The following is an 18,318-nucleotide window of genomic DNA, read 5'->3' on the forward strand; positions in this document are numbered from 1 at the left end:
CTATAGACGGTGGGCCTGTTATTTGTCTTAATTTCCGTCAACGTGTGAGCATCAATGGTGGGTCAGGCCCACGACATCAATCAGTCCTTTGACTTCCTGCAGCAGGCTGCGGACCTCAATAAACGACGCGTGCCGTACCAGTATGCAGGTGATATCAGCAGTCTGTAATACCTGAAGCATAGTGGCCTGCTGAATATTGGGTGCCTGCAGAGCTGGTGGAAGCTCGCTGACGTTGGGTTCCACCACCAGTACCTGGCAGCCGAGCCCGGCAATACCCAGGGTAATATTCAGGGCTGGGCTTTCCCGCAGGTCATCAATGTCCGGCTTGAATGCCACCCCCAGGCAGGCCACTTTAATGTCGCGGCGCTGTACACCGGGTTTGGCCTTCTCCAGAGCTTCGATGGACTGCCGGACTCTGGACAGTACCCAGTCCGGCTTATTGTCATTGATTTCCCGCGCCGCGCGAATGATCCGGGCTTGTTCGGGGGCACTGTCCACAATAAACCATGGGTCCACGGCAATGCAGTGTCCACCCACACCGGCGCCAGGCTGCAGGATATTGACCCGGGGGTGGCGGTTGGCCAGTTCGATCATTTCCCAGACATTGATGTCCAGCTTGTCACAGATCAGTGACAGTTCGTTGGCAAAGGCAATATTGACGTCGCGGAAGCTGTTCTCTGTCAGTTTTGCCATCTCTGCCGTACGGGCGTTAGTGACGATGCATTGGCCCTGAACCACCTGCTTGTAAAGCGCAACGGAGGCCTCTGCGCAGGCAGGTGTGATACCACCGATGACACGGTCATTCTCCACCAGTTCCCGGATCACCTGGCCCGGCAGAACCCGCTCGGGACAATGCGCTACGCGAATGTCAGAGTTTTCACCCTCGGTGTGGGGAAACGTGAGATCGGGGCGTTCCTCGGTAAGCCACTCACACATACTTTCGGTTGTGCCCACGGGGGAGGTGGATTCCAGTACTACCAGATTGCCCGGTCGAAGAACTTTGGCCAGGGCCCGGGTTGCGTTCTCAACATAACTCAGGTCCGGCACATTGCCGTCCTTGAAGGGGGTTGGTACCGCGATCAGGAAGGCGTCTGCCTCTGTTGGTGCCATTGCTGCCTTGAGATAGCCTTCAGTAACCGCTGCCCGCACCACGATATCCAAGGAGGGCTCCACGATGTGGATCCTCCCCTGATTGATGGTATCCACCGCCTTCTGGTTGACGTCGACACCAAGAACTTGGATTCGCCGCGAAGCAAATACCGCAGCTGTTGGCAGGCCCACATATCCGAGACCCATCACTACAATTCGCTCAACGCCCATTTCCCAATATCCTTTTGTGTTGCAGTTCTGAACATCGCTGATGTTTGGGTGATTGCTCACCCGAGAGAATAACCTACCAGAGCATCTGCGATTCGTGTGCAGGCCTGCCCGTCACCATAAGGGTTGTGGGCTTGGCTCATCTTACGATAGTGGCCGGGGTTGGTCAGCAGGGTACTGACGTCCGAAAGGATTCGTTCCACATCCGTGCCAACCAGTCTCACGGTGCCGGCTTCAACGGCCTCCGGGCGTTCTGTGGTGTCCCGCATCACCAGCACGGGTTTGCCGAGGGACGGCGCTTCCTCCTGGATCCCCCCGGAGTCCGTGAGGATTAGGTAGGACCGGTTCATGAGATACACGAAGGGCAGATAGTCCAGCGGATCAATCAGGTGGATGCGCTCATGGTGGGCCAGCAGGCGTCGAACCGGGTCCTGAACATTCGGGTTCAGGTGAACGGGGTATAGGATATCGGTGTCGGAATGGGTTTCAGAGATGGCGGCCAGGGCCTGACAGATTCGCTCAAAACCGGCACCAAAGCTCTCACGCCGGTGGCCCGTTACCAGTATCAGTTTGCGGGCCGGGTCAAGGAACCCAAACTGTTTGTCAAATTCGGCGGCCAGTGCAGAAGACCCCTGAATCTTGTTCCGTACATCCAGCAGGGCATCTATAACGGTATTGCCGGTCACTCGGATATGAGCATCATTTACGCCTTCGCGGATCAGGTTCTGGCGGGCCGTCTCGGTAGGCGCAAAGTGCAATCGTGCCAGCGCTCCGGTCAGCTTCCGGTTGACCTCTTCCGGCCAGGGGGAATAGAGGTTTCCCGTGCGAAGGCCGGCCTCGACATGTCCGACAGGTATCTGCTGGTAGTAGGCGGCAAGACTGGTGGCGAGCGTGGTCGATGTGTCGCCATGGACCAATACCATGTCCGGGCGGTAGGACTGGAGCACCTCTTCCATTCCGGTCAGGATTCGTCCGGTCAGTTCGGACAGGGACTGACCCGGCCTCATCAGATCCAGGTCGTAGTCCGGTATTAACTGAAACAGATCAAGCACCTGGTCCAGCATCTGGCGATGCTGGCCGGTGACGCAGACGCTTGATTCAAAGCGCGGATCCCCAGCCAGACGCAAGGCCAGAGGCGCCATTTTGATGGCCTCGGGGCGGGTTCCGAAGACTGTGAGCACTCTCATATTGCGTGCCGTCCTTGGATAATGTTCGGAATTTTCAGTTACAAAACTTTACCAGATGTGCTCTGATAACTGTACAGGCTAGCAGGGTTAACTTCGCTAAAAAATAGGTCTATCGGGTGCTGTGCGCTTGTAGTAGTGCAGTGCTAGACTGAACCAAAAGTTAACAGACCTTGCCATACGGTTACGTGATGTTGCGGGGAAAGCGCGAGTTCATCACACACACTGTATCGCGGATGAACTAAGCTTCAAGAACAGATGCCATATGTGAAGAAAGGATGGTAGTTATGACCTCTTTGAGTGCCTGCTTGGGTAAGTGTCTGATTGTGACTGCTTTTATTGCTGCGCCGCTATGTGCGGCGGCGGAAGTGATTTTTGAAGAGAACTTCGATGATCAGCCAGATTGGCATAGTGGACTGCCTGAGAATAATACCGGTGCTTTTCCTGTAAATGGTGCTGGCCCCGACCGCATCCAGAGGGTTGGTACGCATGTGATCCCCGAGGGCTGGTATAGCGTTTATCAGGATCCGACATGGGCCCCTTCAATGGGTCATCCAGATCGCCACGAAACAATAGAGATACTTGCAAGAAACTCGGATAAAGCTCGGGGAGGGCTAGGGAAGTCTTTTGTGCAACGCAGGGACTCGTCTCCGGAGCCAAGGTATAAATGGAACTCAGATGGGCAGCTGCTAAAGCTTTTTGATGAGTCACATCAGTCGCTGTATGTGGAGTTCTGGATACGCTTCGATCCTGAGTGGACTGTTACACCCTCTGAGGATGCGAGTAAGTTATTTCGTGTTGGGAGTTGGTCGGGTACTGGTAGCGAATTTCAGGCCTTTGGCGGTGGTGAGCAAGGTCCTCTCTTTTTGTGGGATTGGAAAAGGGATAACTATGGTGTGAGGAACCTGCATACACTGCGTGGAGGTCCTCATGGTGACAACTACACCATGACTGCAGAGCAGCGCGGCAGCCACCCGCGGGGTTCGCTGAATTTTACCACTGACCTTCAGGGGATGGGTGTGGACGGAGGAAACCCGAAGCTTGTTGATCGAGTAAATGGGGGCTATATCTCGGATAATCTCAAGCAAACCGTAGAGCATTATCAGATTTACGGAAAGAGTGAATGGACGAAAGTAGCATTTTATGTGCAAATGAATAGTCGTCCCGGTGCCCCTGATGGCTGGCTGATGCAGTGGATTAATGATGAGCAAATCATTAACGTTCGTGATATTACTTGGGTAAGCCCAACAGAAGATGGGAGTGAAAAGTCAGTCGGTTGGGACTTTTTTTCGATTGGTGGTAATGACTACTTTAAGACCTATCCAGATTCTATTCGGCGTCAAGAGTGGTATGCAATTGATGACGTCGTCGTTAGAAACTCTATCCCGGACGGCTTGAAAGGTTCGGCTCCGCCTAGCCCACCGATAAGTATTACTATAGATTAATACGGGTTGGTTAGGTTCTTGCGACGCCGACAAGTCCTATTATCCTGCCAATGAGATAAGTGCAATCAAGAGCGTACGCAAGAATTAGACTCTTTGGCCTTAAATCTCTGCATTTTGAACGAGCATAACGCTTTAGTGTAAGCGCGGCTGGGATCGCTAAATTTGCCGAGATTGAGAGCGTAGCCAGATAAGGAGTTTGGTAGGCCAATGATCCAATAGCTGCCATGATTGCGGCTGACTGAAAAATCACGAGGATGAATACAGGGTCTTGAATGCTGCTTTTGATGTCTACCTTGTATGATTGTGCATGCCATGCTTGCCTCTTAATATGCGATTTTATTGTTTTTGCGTTGCCCAAGTGTGTAACGTTAAGCGCCCTTGTTATTTTTATTGTTCCTTGCTGCTCACGGATTCTTAATGAGAAATCGGTGTCTTCACCAGACTTTTTACGGATATCAAAGCCTTTCGCTTTCGTGAATTGATCCTCAGAAATCACGATGGAGCACCCGATTAACTCAGCGGGAAGGCAGTTACCTTCAGGACCCTCAAGTAGCCAATGTCTCTCTACCCAAGTGGCATCATTCGGTAATAGTATTCCTCCCCCAAAAACCACCTTTTTATCTTCGTTGTTTAAGGATTTGGCCCGAATTAACCATTGGTGATCAATCGTACAGTCGGCATCAATAAATGCCAGCAGCTTACCCTTGGCCGCACTTGCGCCTATATTTCGCACTTCTCCAACATTTACGCCAAGTGCATCGACGACCTTATCAGCATATGGTCGAGCAACTTCCTTTGAGCGATCGGTGGAGCCGTTGTCTACAACGATTATTTCAAATTTTTCTCGTGGATATTCCTGCTGGATAATTGATTGAAGGCATTTTTCTATAAAGGCCTCTTCGTTTCGGCAGGGAATGATAAAAGAGAAATCAATAACCATTAGGGCCATCCAATAAAGAAATAACACCTTTGAACTTCCCGTTCTTACCCCGCGGAATCGCCCCTACGTACTCAATGGATACGGCCATTTCTCGGCCGGTTCTGGAGAGGAAGTTCGATTCAATAAGCTGCTCACCCACTCTCGTACTGCTGTTTTGCGGCACGATCTTGAGGGTACAATGATTTGCTCCATCCTGAACAATCTGAGCCTCCCGTATGCCTTCGAGACCCTTGAAGATGTGGTCCATCCGCCCGAGTCGCCTACCGTCAGGAGTAACGACATAGTCATCGAGACGCCCGATGATCGAGTCGAGTCCTGAGATTGCTACATTACTTGATTGGTCGTTGGTTGCGAGAACTCCGTGATCCCCGACCTGGTATCGCAGCAAAGGCATGCTCGTATTCGTCAGTGTAGTGGCAATTATCTCGCCGGCACCTTCAGCATCCGCCTCGTTTTCCAGCTCGGTTATGCCAATGATCGGGTTTATCTGATAAATCCCGCGATCATCTTGTCCTGCAAATAAAACATATTCTGCAGTGCCGTAGTAGTCGAACACCGGGCACTGAAAGACCAACTCGATGCGGCTTCTCTGCCAGTCGAGTAGTGTTTCGGAGTTGGTGATAACCGCTTTCGGCTGAAATCCGGGCTTTGTGCCTGAGCTCTCGTAATAAGTGGCCAGATCACTGATCGCCGAGGGATAGCCGATCAGCTCCAGCGGTTGAAAGCGATCAAGATCTTTTCGGTAATGCTCAAAGGTCTGGTCGTTCAGGTGGTAACTGGAATACAGTCTTTGGTTCTCTGCTCGATTGAGCCGGGCGAACGGAGGTGAAAGCTTTTCCGGCTTCTGGATCATGCGGCCGGCAAAGGTCGCCCGTCGGGCGCCGAACGGGACCCCATGATATTCCTCGTGATCCACCAGCAGTGCCATGGCGAGCTTATAAGTACGCTCGTCCACATGCAGGGCCAGTGGCGTGCCCGTGCTTCCGCTAGTGTACTGAACCATAAAGGGTTTGCCATTGGGCGCGCGGAATTCGTCGCCACGCTCCCGGACGGTTTGTTTTTCCAGTATGGGCAGTTTTGCCAGATCCGAAACCTGAGTGAAATCCTGATCGCTAAGGCCATATTCGGCGAAAAGCTTCTGGTAGTACGGAATGCTCAGCCGGCAGTAGCGGATCAGGTAGTGGAGTTGCTCGGCCTGATAGGCTTCCCGCTGTTCACTGTTCCATTCTCTGGACACCCGGACGAGCTCGCGGAGCTGATGGTAGATGCCGGTATAGCGCTTTCGGTAGAGCCTGTATCCTACGGCTGAAACCATGAGGTTCTGAAGCCAGACCGGCGATGAGAAATAAAAGGCTTCCATCTTACTTATCATGGAGAAAGCCCTCTACCTGTTCAACGGATGGCGTGTGCAGGCGGTTGCGCAGGGGCTTGGCCGGGTTTCCTGCCAGAATATCGCCCTCGGTGAACTCTTTGGTGACAACGCTGCCGGCGGCGACGATCGTTTTAGTCGCCATGCTTGCCATAACAACAGCGGTATTTCCTAGCCAGCAGTCTGAGCCGATGGATATCTTCTCGAAGCGTCCGCCTTGTTGCTGGATGGGTACGACGCTGCTGTCGAACTCATGTTGCCGGCTGCCACTCAATACATGCACCCCACTCCCCAGCAGCGTATTCTCCTCGATCGTGCATTTGCCGATATTGCACTGGGGGCCGATGTAGACTCCCGATTGAATGGTGGTATTCCGGTGTGAGAAGACCGTGAGAAAGCCAATGGAAATATCGTCGGACGTGCCCGGGCAGGCCAGCCGATAAAAGGCGGCCCTCAAGTAGATTCCGGTTTTGCCGGGGAACAGGCTCAGAAACTGGGAGAACGACTGAAAGATGCCATCGCTGCGGCCGCCCTTGCTAAGCAGCCAGTACAGAGCGAACAACGGAAACACCAGCACCAGAAACAGGTTCTTGAGGCTGCGTTTGAGGGTAGACCGCAGTGACATCAGCGGTTCATCCTTGCATCAAGCCAGGCCTTTTCTCGTGCGGGCCGGAACTGGGTAATACCGAGACTGATACGTTGCACTATCCTGGCTATGAGTTGTGGCCAGGTCAGCAAGGGATCGCCGGCTGCGTGGATTGGCGCAGTGGCCTTATCAACGTCAGAATGAGGCGCCTCGGTTTCTGAATGCTGCGCGTAGTTCTGGGCGAGTATGATCAATATCCGCGAGAAGTGTTTCTCCGGGCTGTTTGCCAGTGTGTTACAGGCCTGCTCCAGCCAGGTCTGCGCTGTGTGACGGTAGTCTGCGGCTTCATCTCCCTGGCTCAGTTCCGCAGCGTTGAACAAAAGCATGGCCTTGCGGATATCCTGGGCGACCCAAGTGTCGTTGGCAAATTCCAGCTGCTCCGGTTCCTGCAGGAACGGGCTCTCGTTCGTTTGCATCCAGGCGGTGTACTTCAGAAAGGCCTCGCGAGTGTACAGGTAGCTCGCATCGATCTCCTGATACTGCCGTTTGAGCTTGAGGAATCGGGCCATGGCGGAGAGCAGAATCAGGTAAGACCAGCCGATCTCTACATCCAGCAGGTTGCGTGCGCCGATGTCATCTCCGGGGTGGATGGTGTCCCTCATCACTTGACTTGCTTTCTCCAGCCAGCCGTTATGGGGCTCCAAAATGGCAGCGTCCATCAAAGCGGTCAGGTAGTTGCCAGTGCCCCGGGTAAACGGATATCGGTGGGTGCTGGGCTGCTCGCCCCGCACCAGGGCTTTCAGCTTGGGCACTTCCTGCTTCTTGACCGCCAGCAGCTGGGCCAGCAGGCCCCGGCTGCCATCGTGAAGGTTGACCATCCATTGGGTGAGATCCAGTACAGCTGCGCGGGAGTCTGCCTGCCCCGTCATAAGATAGTGGTAAAGCAGACCTGTGGTGTAGCAGTGCTCTGCTGCAGGTCCACCCCCTGTTTGTCCTGGTGTGGAACTGGTGTCGTTATGCCGGGTGAAGGTCCGGTGAGTCGCAGTGTGCGCCGGCAGATAGTGGTCGGTATGCCAGAACAGTCCATGATTGTATTCCGCCCGATCTTCGTTGGTGTGGTAAATGTCGATATCCACCACGTGACGAGCAAGATCGTCCATCAATTCGAACCAACGCGAGTCTCCTGTCAGAGCGAACTGGCGGGCGAAGCCATAAATGGCGTCGTACTGATTGTTGTAGTGGGAGACAAGCGGAGGTTCACCCTCGGGCTGATAAAGGGTTTCATGGTCTGCAAAGATGTCGCCGAAGTTACGCCAGCCGTATTCGTCGATTTGTTCGCGCTTCTGGAAGAAATTGTAGGGTCCTTCTAAGCCCTGATTAATTAGCTCATCAAGAGGGCCTTTTGGCTGATTGGCCTGGAACCATGGGAAGGCGTCTGAGGCCTCATAAACCGATGCATCGAGCACAGGGGTGAGCGGCGCATAAACCCAGCTCAGATCGTCTTTGCGCTCTGAGTGGTCTATGAATAATGTCTGTCGTTTTCTTTCCCCACCTTGTAGTTCATAGAGCTGGCCCGAATCTTCAGGAAACAGGCCCGCTACAACCTTTCTTTGCTCTCCACATACGCTTGTTGGAAAGTTCTGCCAGAACCTGGGTACGGCTATTTGAAGGGATGTCTTATCGCTCTCCCAGATTAACCTTGGATTGGCCCGCAGGCCGCTGGAGATTGCTTGTCCATCTTTGGAAATGCTGTACCCGCGGAACCGCGTTGTAATTTTTCCGAAGCGATCAACATGATTGGGGCTATCCCAGTGAGTACCCCCGCTTGAATCCTGGTAAATGCCGGCGGACTGATTTGAAGTTACGGTCTTTGAGGTTTCCGGTTCTCCAGAAATAAGGGTAATGTGGCCCTCTTGAGAGAATGTCGTTTCAACGTTCAGTCCGCGAAAAAAAACGGAGCCTCTGTCTCCCAGGTCCCATAAGCCCCCTGGGTGGCTGGCTCTTCTGGGGTTATGAGGTGTTACGGACACTTCCATCAGCCCATTGGCGCTGTATATGGCAAGTTCACAGGTTACTCTCACGTGATCGGAGCCGTCGCTCTTCTTCCAGACACCGTCTTGCTTCACGGTAATGCTTACAGGGCCCGCCTCAATAACTTCCCAGTTTTCTGAGGAAATAAATTCGCAGGCACGATGATCTTCATCCTTGAGAAGGACCTTTGTCTGGGATGCTCTATCGGCTGTATTTATGCTATCCCAGGCCAAGCTATGGGCCTGAAGTTTGTAGTCCACCTCGGCGGTACCGATTATCAGTGACCCATCAACCCGCTCAATGTTCATAGTCTCGTCAGGCGCGTGCGGTACTCCTTTCTCAAGGAGCAGCGATTTTTGCCCACGGGCCTCAAGAGTGGCGAGAAAACTTATGTGAAGCCAACGGATGGAGCCGTCTGGCCAGGATGTGAGGGTTTTGGCCTGAAAAGGAACAGGGGCCGAATCCTCGCTCCGTGAGAGAGAGAGTTCGGATATATTTCTCAAGGATCCCTGAGGCAGTGGAATGCCGAGGCCAACTGGTTCATCGTTGCGAGCCAGGCCCGCATGATCTGTTAATGTAATTCTAATAGGTTCCATTTGACGTCTACTACCCACGTCCGTTTGGGGAAACTTCAATGATTGCTACAGGATAGCGCTTTATTCCCGTAACATAAAGTAACATTTCGACCCGTCGTGATTTGATGGATTGGCCGATTCATGGTGTGAATCTATTCTGATTTTTCACATCAAAAAGAACCGAGCGGATCAGGCCCCATTCTTCGGTTTTCCCAAGGATAAGCCAGGCGCAAGAGATGGTTACGGCAGCGGATACCACCACATGGCTTGTCCCGAGTATAAAAAAACGGATCAGGAAATGAGTTTCCGAAATCGAAATAGCCATTGTCACCAGGGCCCCTGCGGCTGATCCAATCAAGCCAGGCATGCAAAGCATTGCCAGGCGAGCCAGGCCGAAATGGACCTGCGCCTGCAGAATGAGAAGCAGGGCAGCCGTCGTTGCGACTGCGAGCCAACCTCGCCACCATGCCATGGCCTCCAGACTGTGGGTTGCCCATTGCCAGAGAATCACCGTGATCGCCAGGGTGGAGGCAACATCAAACCAGAACAGCAGTTTTACCCGCCCCTGGGCAATGATGGCATCGCTGATCAGCGCAAACAGGCAGAATGTAAAGAAGAAGAGTCCAAAAGGCTCAAGCAGCGGGGCGAACTTGCTCCAGTCAGGGCCGAGCAAAACACGGACGATAAGGTCTGGATAGCTCATTATGAAGACAGTGATTGGTGCCAGGGCGGAGATCATTAATGCGAGGCTGAGTCGGATTCGGAAGGCTAGTTGCAGAGGATCGCTTTTCGCGTTGGCTATGGCTGCGAGCAAGGGTTCGCTCATCGGAATAATGGCGGATAAAGCGGGTAGTAAGCTGATTTCTCTCACAAGGTTGTACCCGCCCAACTGGGAAGTTCCGAAAGCCTTGGAGACAAGAAGGTTATCGACCTGTGATCGAGTAAAACCGACGATGCCTCTCAGGAGCAACCATTGCGAGAACTGCCACTGCTCCCGCAGCCTGGACAAGGACCAGCGCGGCCGATATCTCTCAACTCGGTAAGAGCCAACAGTAAAGATAATCGCTGCCACGAGGTTGCCAATTATGATTGCCCAGTAGCTAGGCTCGATTGCCGCGATCGTAACCACCGTTGCGAATGAAACTCCCTTTTGCCAGAGACTCAGTTTAAAAAGTGGCTTGTAGTTTATCTGACGTGCGAGCCGGAACATGCCGGGGGTTTTTAAAGCGCGTATTGGTAACGCCAGTGAAGCGACAGCGAGTGCCATCGTAAGGTCCGGCTCCTGGAACCAATCTGCTACGAACGGGGAGGTAATTATGACGATCAGCGCAATGGTCGTTTTTGAGAGGATGTCGAGGGTCCAGGCTGTGTTGAGATCTTCGTCTTCCAGCACGGACTTTTGCACGATGTATTGCTGATTGCCGGTCTCTACCAGCAGTTCGAAAAACTGAAGGGCAATGGTTACCAGTGCGACAACGCCGAAATGATCGGGCGTGAGCAGCCGGGCAAGTATCAGCGTGCTGACGATACCGAGCCCGCGATGAATGAGCTGTAATCCGAGCAGCAAGCCAGAGCTCTTGATAACTTGAAGGCTAAGAGACATCGATGTCGGGCTTGAGGTTAACTCTCACTCAGCGGGATTCCCCAGGCGGCAGGTGAGTTCTGAAGCCACTCTGTCTGAACGAATATAAGACCAGGAATAATCGATAATATTGAGAACCGAATACGCTGCTAGAAACAGAATGACATAATGGATTGTTCCTTCTTGGAAAAACAGCTGAGAAGCAACTATGTCAGTGAGTGCGCCAAACCCGAGCAAGATTGTGAATCCATTGTAGGAGGTGCTGGCTACCCGAATATGGGAAATGGACGATCTGATTCTCGATTTGAATGACACTGGCTGGTTGTTCTCGGGTTTTCTTTCACTATCGGGAGAACAGGTTGCAGGGTCTGCGCTAGCGTTAACAAGGTTTGAACGCATCATTTCCCGCTCAAGAACAGGGTACCGCGAGAGTTCCTCCGAGAGGATGTTTGCCGGAAGCTGTGCCAACAAAACCCGTAAGCGGTTCCAGATATAGAGAATCCAGACGGCAACCCAGGACCAGATCGCGCCATTGTCCAGATAGAGGCCGATTGCCAGGCAAGGGAAGGTGGCTGTTTCAACAATAAAGTGATTCCAGCGGTCTAATACGGCACCTTTTACACTGGCCCTTCCATAATGCCTGGCTAGTTGACCATCCACGTAGTCAAGAAGATGGTGCAGAATCAGAAAACAAGACCCGAACAGAATTCCCCAAGGCCCGAGTATCATGAGTGCTGCGCCAATCAGTCCGGTTATCAGCATCGAGAAGGACGCATGGTTTTCGGTTAGCCCGAGCCTCAGGTAAACATTGGTAATTCGCAGGGAAATAGGCAAGCCGAAATAGCGGGTAAAAAAATCACCTCTTTCTGAAAAAAGAGCCCACTCGCGTTCCTCCAGAGCTTGGAACCCAAAATCTTTGTTCATTGTCTGAGTCCTTTCTTATTTTAAATTCCGCGGGCGAGTCCGAGAATTTCATATTGTCCGGGGCAGCTGTTATCTACTTCCTTACTCTCAGAATAATGGGTTATCAAGGGATGGCAAGCCGAAACGAACCATAAAAAAAGCCAGCAGTTGCTGGCTTTTTTGAGATGGTGGCTATCAGCTTTTCATACGGCGCCGCGCGCCTCCAAGTCCTAAAAGACCCAAGCCAAGCAGTGCTAGAGTTCCCGGTTCCGGCACCAGCGAAACGTTGTCCAGAATGATTCCGATATTATCACCACCGTCATGGTTGAAAATTATGGAATCGGTGGTTTGGGTCGATACGGTAATATCACGGACGATGGTCTGCCACGGTGCTGTGGCTGCCAGTGTGAACGATTCGCTCAGGAAGCCGCCCAGGGTAACCAGCATGGTGTCGTCAGAGCTCCCACGCTGGTTTCCGGAGATGTCGAAACTGAGGGTGTAGGTGCCTGGATCAAGCGTAAAGGCAATGCTCTGCAGGGTGCCGGCATTGCCGGTTGAGCCGTCAAGGTCAACGCACTTGCCAGTGCCTCCGACGCAGTCAATGCCCCATTGGTTGGGATCGGCAATCAGATCGACGGTACCTTGTTCAACGGTCCAGTTATCAAAGCTGTTGTAGTTCAGTGCTGACGCCCCTGAACTTCCTTCGGCATCGAAATTATCCTGGAAGATAACACCTGCGTTTGCGCTTGCGGCGAAAAGAGTTGCGGTGACAATAGTGGCTAACCGTTTGTACATCATAATGGCACTTCCCATTGTAAACGAATGCGTTAATGCAGCCTGTTTACTGTTAAGCACTATTGGTGCCAACTCGTAACCTTTTGAAAAATAGAAAAGTTTTCTGGCGTGTATTAACGAGTGTAAAAAGTTCCGACATAAGCCGGTAGTGGTGCTAGTTAAAATGTGTCTGGGAGATGTACTCAGGGGCAATTCGGGAGGGTGGAAATGAAAAAGCGAGCGTGCCAATGGCATTCCATCCGGCCAGGATGATTTCTGCGTGACTCATTGGGTTGATCACAGGTGGATCCATCATCAGGACAGGGAAGGCTCGGTTAGTCTGCCGGGGACAACTGTTGGGAAATCTCTAATATAGCTGTTTGAACTTCGGACATAGCCTCCTGACAATTAATCCGTGTACAAGGAATTTGTATAGCAATCAGGGCAAACCGTGTTTCGCCTTGGAGCGTTGCCGGAATCTGAAGCAGCTTTGCATCCCTGTAGTTCCAGCTTCTTCGGGAACCCACTTGATACCATTGAGCCATCATTACCCGATCTCTGCTCAGTATGTTGCGATAGATGGCAATACCGGGCTCAATCTGCTCCTCAACGTGCCAAACGGACCTGTCGAACATTGGCGGAAGGTAAGGGACGAGCTTTTCACTGGAGCTCTTTTTCTGGCTTTGCGCCAGTAAAATCCGGGTGTTGTCTGCGCGCCATGTTTGCTTTTCCAGTGTCTCTGGCAGCGTAATTGATAGTGGCAGCTCCCCGTTTTGAATCTGGCGAAATTCAGGAAGAAGGACGGTCCATTCTGGCTTTTGGCTGGTTGCATAGTTTGCAAAGGCCAGTGCGACAGGGCCAAGAAAGATCGCTAAAGCAGCGGCAATAAGGCCTTTTTTGTAAATGGTGATGCCGGCCTCGGAGGAGGTGGCCGTGGTGCTACGTTTGCGGACAGGAGAAAAGTATAGCGCTGGGAAAACAAACGCTGCGAAAACAATCCAGCCCATCATCTCGTGATCTGTGAGCAGCTCGCTTTCCATATTCGTTTCGTACGCAACAATGACCAGTATCGTTATGCGAACCCAATTCGCCAGTAGAGCAATGGCAATGGCGAGTGAGACCGTGATTACCCACCCTTTCCAACGATAATCGTTCAGGATGGAGACCATCATTGCGAGAAGAATCGAAATGGCGAAATAACGTATACCGGAACAGCCGTCTGCAATCAGCAGTCGCCCATAGGGCAGGGTAATGCTGCTGCCTTCGATCAGAGCGGTCATTCCAAACCAGCGAACCCATTCGCCAACGACGATGCTGGCCAGGGCGACCAGAGCCGGCACTATGTCTGCCCAGAGGGGGAGAGACAAAGCCAGTAGCATCACGTACGGGGCAAAGCTGAGGGTCCTGGGCAAGCCCAACAACGCCCAGGAAACAGCAACAACGCCTACAGGAAGCATAAGAAAGGCAAGGGTGTCGATGCGTACCAGTTCCAATAGGCCCCAAAGGAGGGTCACGCCAATCAGAAACAGTGCACCCAGAACTAAGTGGGGCCGGTTAATGGCGGCGCCCGAATTCGATGGTTTCGGAGGGTGGATCAGCAACAGTCCGATAAAGATAATCGCGGTAGCCAGGCCGTGTGCAATAACCTGTTCAAATTCCAGCCAGATTTCCGTGAGCCGGTACCAAGTGGGGAAAAAGATCGCGATTGCCACCCCAGTCACCAAGAGGTAAGGCAAGGCGCGGGGGAAATTGTCTAATGTCTTCCTTAACATTCTGATCCGCCTGACTCCTCTGTTCCAGGAAGCGTATAGTGTCTCCGGTTTGCTGAAATTACAAACCTGAAAACATAAAAAAAGCCAGCCGAAGCTGGCTTTTCCTAAGACCCTGCCGACAATCAGGCTTTCTGACGACGACGGGCTGCACCAAGGCCGGCGAGGCCGAGGCCGAGGAGGGCGAGTGTTCCCGGCTCAGGTACAGGCATGGCGGACTCAATGAAAACAACAAGGTCGTTGAAATCTTTGTCGCTCTGGCTGTAGAGGGTATCTTCAAACGCTACAATCCAACCACCGGCGGTCCACTCTGTTTGGTTGGTGCCGGGCAGTACGATTTGATCCCCGTTGCCGCCTTGATAGGCGACCATCTGGTCTTCGCCACCATTTTTGGCAGTTTCAGAGTAGAAAGCACCGCCTGGCGTGCCCAGGAAGAAACCGAAGTTATTGGAGGAGAAGTCGACACCGGTATCAGTGACGACGTTTACGAAAACACTGCCATCAAGCTTAATCTCAAAAGCAGTCAAGTCGCCTGCGGTGTTTCCTCCAGTGAAGAGCGTAACGAAGTTGCTGGTATTGTTAACATCGTAGATGCCGAAGGTATTTACGCCGGCGTTACCAGCGATCTCTGCAACAAACCGTGTGGGTGTGAGGCCAGAGTCGGTTGAGTTCCAGACTTCGTCGGGCACTGCCTGATCTGTATTTACGTCGATGGAAGAGGTGCCGCCAACGGTCAGATTGTCCAGAATCGTCTGGAGAGAGTCTTCTCCATTCGCTTCGCTTACGTTAACTGGCGTCGCTGTTGCGGAGACGGTCCAGGCGGACAAAGCAACTGCAGCAGTAATAAGTTTGAGTTTCATGGGTATTCTCCGGTTGTTTAGCTCTAAGTCCCTGTAGTGTGCTTTGCAACCAGGCTGTCTCTTATTGTTCTAGAGATCCTTGGCTTTCCGTCCCATCCTCACGAATGGTTTGGCTTCCGACCGGGTACTACCCCGATCCTCAGCTTTAGACAAGCTAGAAACGTGCCATAAACCTATGCTCATGAATTCTATGAAAAAAAAGAGATGGTGAAATAAACGATGTAAAAATTATCGACATAGAAACGAAGAAGGCCGGAGAAAGCGGTTTCTCCGGCCTTAATGTTTAGCTTTGTTCGCAGATTTTGTCGATCTTCTTTACATGGCCTGCTTTACGGTTTCGAGATGAGAGCGAATTTCAGCGTTCTCAGGAGCAAGAGCCAGAGCCCTTTCAATCACTTCTTTCGCCTCGGCATGGTTGCCAGTGAGGTGCAGGATCCATCCATAGGTATCCAATACGGCCGCGTTGTCCGGAGCGAGATCTCGGGCGCGCCCAGCCATTTCGATGGCCCTTGTAGGGTTTTCTTCGCGCAGCAACCAGGCCAGGTTATTTAGCGCAGCGATGTTGTTAGGTTGGCGGGAAATAACCTGCTCATAATGATTGGCAGCGACAATCTCCTGTTGATTGGCCATCAGCCAGTCTGCCCTGGCCATGTGCGCAGCACTGCTGTTTGGCGCAACACTGAGCCAGCTGTCCGTCAATTCATCCTGGGATTCCGGTGCCACTGTTTTAGCTAGCCCCAAGAGAGAGGGCATGAGTCCCGTGTCTCTTGTACTTTGCCATTGCGCTAGAAGGTAATCGTAGGCAGGGCTATCTCCATCTTTTTGTTTCAAAAGTGTGGCACGGGAGAGAATAACGGCTCGCTCACTGCCAAACGTCTCTTCCACCGCAGCAAGGGCTTTGAGCGCTTCATTCAATTTTCCTTCCAGCTCGTATATGCCAACCGGGAGAAGTGCATATCTCAGGTTTTCGGGTTCAAGTGCAATGGCTTCAGCTGCTTTGGCTCGTGCTGTCGCAAAGTCTCGAGCATTAGCCGCTTCCTGTGCCTCGGCACGCAACAACTGGCCAGTGGCCCGACTCACTGCTTCCGAATCCTCTGTTTGCCATTTATCCAGTAGATTGCGGGCATCAGAGAGTTCACCCCGGCGAATCCTGATAAGAGCTCCCAAAGCATCCGTGTTCATGATCAGTTCGGGATTGTCTTGGCCGACCTTGCTCAGCCATTGTTCAACCTCGTCCACAGAATGATTCTGGGCGTAAATCTGGCCCGCTTGCTGGAGTGGTCGAATCGCACCGGGCGTTATTTTGGCAGCATCGATGAACATCTCAACTGCTTTGTCTGGTTGGCCAGTCTGGTTATAGAGCATGGCCAGAGCAACCTTCGGAGCCTGAAGTTGGGGGCTCTCATTAACTAGTGTCTCCAAACGTTTTTTTGCAGCTTCAGTATTCCCAAGCTGTGCATCCGCCATGCTTGCCAGAAGCACGGCGGAAGGTTCCTCACCATACCCATTAAGCAGTGAATCCCGGATCTCCGCCGCTTCAGTGGTTTCGCCCTGCTGGATCAGCAAATTCAGGTAGGTGCCAGTGGTGTTCCATTCAGAGGGATTGGAGGTGAAGGCCATCCGAAGCTGCCCCAGGGCCTGCTCAGGTTGGTCGTTGCGAATATGATATTGCGCCAGGGCGAGCCTGAGCCGAACACGGTCTGGCTCGTTGCTGATAGCCTTGCTCAGGCTGGCGACGCCGGCGTCCTGGTACTCCGGGAGGCTCAGGGCAAGGATGCCATGCATCGCCAAAAGTTCGTTGTCGTTAGGACGGGCCTTTATCGCGCGGTCGAGAGTTTTTAGCGCCTCTTCCCGGTCACCGGCATCAATTTGCGCCATAGTGGCGGCGCGTATGAATTGTGTAGGTGTTGTTTCTGGATCCAGGTTTTCCGTTAATAAGCGGGTGCCTTCGTCCAGTTCGCCGGTTCCTGCAGATAAAGCGCCAAGCATCAGAGCAACTTGTTCGTTGTCTGGATCAAGCTTTAGCATATCCCGTAGGATGGTTTTGGCCTCGTCAATATTGCCATCTTTAATAGCAGCAACAGCGGCTTCACCCTGTTCGCGGGCTCCGGTATTGAGGTTTTCTGCAAGAATCCGGTTGTAAACCTGGGCTTCCGTGATCCTGCCTTGTTCAGTGAGCACTCGGGAGAGGGAAGAGAGAATGTCCCGGCGAATGGGGAGGAACACATCGGAAGTTGGCAGCGCGCCCACGGCATCAGTGAGCGTTGCAGAAGCTGCCTCGAGCTGATTCTCACGATATTGCGCAACGCCCTTCCAATAAAGAACTTCTGGCTCCTGTTCGTTCCGATTAGTCCACTCATCAAGTGCTTGAATCGCCTGGGAAGTCTGATTGAGGTCAAGATGACTTCTTGCCACCCCAACGATTGCCTTGATGTTTGCGCCGTTGCTGTCTGTCAGGTTCCGGAACAGCGCCAGGGCTTCTGCTTTTTCGCCGGCCAGCCTCAAAGCTTCTGCCCGAATGAGCGATGCTTGCAGTTGCGCTTCCGGCGAATCCGCTGCAAAGGTTTCGAGGGTTTCCAGGGCCGAGAGTTGCTTGCCTTGTTCAACGTATGCCTGGGCTAGTGGCAGCGCTACATCGCTGGCGTCATTTTCCAGCCACGGTTCCAGGAGGTCGGATGCCTGTTCATAGGCACCTATTGCTTGATAAACCTCGGCAAGCCGAACGATATGAGAAACGTTGTTGGGATCTGCCTGGATAGCATTTTTGATTTCTACAAGTGCAGAACGATACTGGCCTTGTTCCGCATAGGTGTCCGCCCGCGAGATATGTGACATGGCTTCAGAGCTGTCTGGCTGATTATTACAGCCGACCAGAAGCGGAAGGGGGGCCAGCAAGGCGCTGGCCAAGAGCAGGCGTGGCATAATTCGCAATGTCTGGTTCCTTGTTCTCATTATTTTACTCCTTGAATCAGGCCTTTATTAA

General features: G+C 52.6%; 13 protein-coding genes, 1 pseudogene and 1 riboswitch. Of the genes and pseudogenes, 1 reads left to right on the plus strand and 13 read right to left on the minus strand.

The annotated features are described in order from the left end of the window. Nucleotides 1-51 precede the first annotated feature (51 nt). Together wecC and wecB are read right to left on the minus strand one after the other, a co-directional pair. Nucleotides 52-1,320: a UDP-N-acetyl-D-mannosamine dehydrogenase gene (wecC, locus tag MDHKLMBL_RS14470; RefSeq protein ID WP_104271119.1), complete on the minus strand. Its 1,269-nt coding sequence runs from the start codon at nucleotides 1,318-1,320 to the stop codon at nucleotides 52-54. Between the two features lie 56 nt (nucleotides 1,321-1,376). Continuing rightward, nucleotides 1,377-2,504 carry a non-hydrolyzing UDP-N-acetylglucosamine 2-epimerase gene (gene wecB, locus MDHKLMBL_RS14475; RefSeq protein ID WP_104271121.1) on the minus strand — a complete coding sequence of 376 codons (1,128 nt, stop codon included), beginning with the start codon at nucleotides 2,502-2,504 and terminating at the stop codon, nucleotides 1,377-1,379. A 284-nt stretch (nucleotides 2,505-2,788) separates the two neighbouring features. Between wecB and MDHKLMBL_RS14480 the strand changes: the two genes are divergently transcribed. Continuing rightward, nucleotides 2,789-3,946, plus strand: coding sequence for a hypothetical protein (locus MDHKLMBL_RS14480; RefSeq protein ID WP_104271123.1), 1,158 nt, complete (start codon nucleotides 2,789-2,791; stop codon nucleotides 3,944-3,946). Between the two features lie 10 nt (nucleotides 3,947-3,956). On the opposite strand, the gene MDHKLMBL_RS14485 is transcribed toward MDHKLMBL_RS14480, so the two are convergent. From MDHKLMBL_RS14485 to MDHKLMBL_RS14530, 11 genes and pseudogenes are all read right to left on the minus strand, one after another. After that, nucleotides 3,957-4,886 (minus strand): glycosyltransferase family 2 protein, encoded by a 930-nt coding sequence (locus tag MDHKLMBL_RS14485; protein WP_104271325.1) that lies wholly within the window; start codon nucleotides 4,884-4,886, stop codon nucleotides 3,957-3,959. Then, nucleotides 4,876-6,246 (minus strand): phenylacetate--CoA ligase family protein, encoded by a 1,371-nt coding sequence (locus MDHKLMBL_RS14490; RefSeq protein ID WP_104271125.1) that lies wholly within the window; start codon nucleotides 6,244-6,246, stop codon nucleotides 4,876-4,878. The genes MDHKLMBL_RS14485 and MDHKLMBL_RS14490 overlap by 11 nt, the downstream gene beginning before the upstream one ends. Nucleotide 6,247: 1 nt before the next feature. Continuing rightward, nucleotides 6,248-6,880 carry an acyltransferase gene (locus MDHKLMBL_RS14495; protein WP_104271127.1) on the minus strand — a complete coding sequence of 211 codons (633 nt, stop codon included), beginning with the start codon at nucleotides 6,878-6,880 and terminating at the stop codon, nucleotides 6,248-6,250. Beyond that, nucleotides 6,880-9,132, minus strand: a complete 2,253-nt coding sequence (locus tag MDHKLMBL_RS14500) for a hypothetical protein (RefSeq protein WP_146083418.1) — start codon at nucleotides 9,130-9,132, stop codon at nucleotides 6,880-6,882. Before MDHKLMBL_RS14500 ends, MDHKLMBL_RS14495 begins: the two co-directional genes overlap by 1 nt. A gap of 129 nt (nucleotides 9,133-9,261) precedes the next feature. Next, nucleotides 9,262-9,468, minus strand: a pseudogene (locus tag MDHKLMBL_RS21350) (RIFT barrel domain-containing protein); the annotation flags it as partial. A 118-nt stretch (nucleotides 9,469-9,586) separates the two neighbouring features. Further along, entirely contained in the window at nucleotides 9,587-11,014 is a 1,428-nt protein-coding gene (locus MDHKLMBL_RS14505) for an oligosaccharide flippase family protein (RefSeq protein ID WP_241956244.1), read from the minus strand. 60 nt (nucleotides 11,015-11,074) lie between these two features. Then, entirely contained in the window at nucleotides 11,075-11,953 is an 879-nt protein-coding gene (locus tag MDHKLMBL_RS14510) for a CDP-alcohol phosphatidyltransferase family protein (protein ID WP_104271134.1), read from the minus strand. Nucleotides 11,954-12,127: 174 nt separating this feature from the next. Then, nucleotides 12,128-12,730: a PEP-CTERM sorting domain-containing protein gene (locus MDHKLMBL_RS14515; RefSeq protein WP_104271327.1), complete on the minus strand. Its 603-nt coding sequence runs from the start codon at nucleotides 12,728-12,730 to the stop codon at nucleotides 12,128-12,130. A 311-nt stretch (nucleotides 12,731-13,041) separates the two neighbouring features. Next, on the minus strand, nucleotides 13,042-14,418 hold the full coding sequence (locus tag MDHKLMBL_RS14520; RefSeq protein WP_241956245.1) for an exosortase/archaeosortase family protein: 1,377 nt from the start codon (nucleotides 14,416-14,418) through the stop codon (nucleotides 13,042-13,044). Nucleotides 14,419-14,600: 182 nt separating this feature from the next. Continuing rightward, nucleotides 14,601-15,335 (minus strand): PEP-CTERM sorting domain-containing protein, encoded by a 735-nt coding sequence (locus MDHKLMBL_RS14525; RefSeq protein WP_104271138.1) that lies wholly within the window; start codon nucleotides 15,333-15,335, stop codon nucleotides 14,601-14,603. A gap of 41 nt (nucleotides 15,336-15,376) precedes the next feature. Further along, a riboswitch (cyclic di-GMP riboswitch) is annotated at nucleotides 15,377-15,459 on the minus strand. Nucleotides 15,460-15,650: 191 nt separating this feature from the next. Further along, nucleotides 15,651-18,287, minus strand: coding sequence for a tetratricopeptide repeat protein (locus tag MDHKLMBL_RS14530; RefSeq protein ID WP_104271140.1), 2,637 nt, complete (start codon nucleotides 18,285-18,287; stop codon nucleotides 15,651-15,653). Nucleotides 18,288-18,318: the final 31 nt, after the last annotated feature.

The organism is Marinobacter flavimaris (assembly GCF_002933295.1).
Lineage (GTDB): Bacteria > Pseudomonadota > Gammaproteobacteria > Pseudomonadales > Oleiphilaceae > Marinobacter > Marinobacter flavimaris.

Bases quoted from the DNA above. Each gene is read 5' to 3' on its own strand.
- wecC (WP_104271119.1), bottom strand. From the start codon at position 1,320: ATGGGCGTTGAGCGAATTGTAGTGATGGGTCTCGGATATGTGGGCCTG.
- wecB (WP_104271121.1), bottom strand. From the start codon at position 2,504: ATGAGAGTGCTCACAGTCTTCGGAACCCGCCCCGAGGCCATCAAAATG.
- MDHKLMBL_RS14480 (WP_104271123.1), top strand. From the start codon at position 2,789: ATGACCTCTTTGAGTGCCTGCTTGGGTAAGTGTCTGATTGTGACTGCT.
- MDHKLMBL_RS14485 (WP_104271325.1), bottom strand. From the start codon at position 4,886: ATGGTTATTGATTTCTCTTTTATCATTCCCTGCCGAAACGAAGAGGCC.
- MDHKLMBL_RS14490 (WP_104271125.1), bottom strand. From the start codon at position 6,246: ATGGAAGCCTTTTATTTCTCATCGCCGGTCTGGCTTCAGAACCTCATG.
- MDHKLMBL_RS14495 (WP_104271127.1), bottom strand. From the start codon at position 6,880: ATGTCACTGCGGTCTACCCTCAAACGCAGCCTCAAGAACCTGTTTCTG.
- MDHKLMBL_RS14510 (WP_104271134.1), bottom strand. From the start codon at position 11,953: ATGAACAAAGATTTTGGGTTCCAAGCTCTGGAGGAACGCGAGTGGGCT.
- MDHKLMBL_RS14515 (WP_104271327.1), bottom strand. From the start codon at position 12,730: ATGATGTACAAACGGTTAGCCACTATTGTCACCGCAACTCTTTTCGCC.
- MDHKLMBL_RS14525 (WP_104271138.1), bottom strand. From the start codon at position 15,335: ATGAAACTCAAACTTATTACTGCTGCAGTTGCTTTGTCCGCCTGGACC.
- MDHKLMBL_RS14530 (WP_104271140.1), bottom strand. From the start codon at position 18,287: ATGAGAACAAGGAACCAGACATTGCGAATTATGCCACGCCTGCTCTTG.